At 63.2% G+C, this 253-nt stretch carries 1 protein-coding gene; it reads left to right on the plus strand.

Features of this window, described 5'->3' with window-relative positions; genetic code table 11:
- Nucleotides 1–51: 51 nt before the first annotated feature.
- On the plus strand, nucleotides 52–253 hold a 202-nt coding region (locus tag IF89_RS0137175), incomplete at its 3' end, for a transposase family protein (protein ID WP_199820695.1).

The following is a 253-nucleotide window of genomic DNA, read 5'->3' on the forward strand; positions in this document are numbered from 1 at the left end:
AGGGCTGTTGAGCAAGGTGTCTACGCTCAACTCTTCAGCCTTGGGGCTCCGTTGGTTCTCTATCGTGCCGTACTCGATGTCCCGCATGCCCTCGTGGAGCGGGTCACGATGCTGATCGTCACCCGCGAGGGTGACCGGCGGTGCAAGCTTCCGCCGCACCAGCGTGCCCTGGCCGCACTGGTGTACCTGAAGAAGAACGACACGCTCACCCAGATCGCGGGCGGGTTCGGGATGTTCGGGATCAGTGTGGGCA

The organism is Streptomyces sp. NRRL F-2664, assembly GCF_000719345.1.
GTDB lineage: Bacteria > Actinomycetota > Actinomycetes > Streptomycetales > Streptomycetaceae > Streptomyces.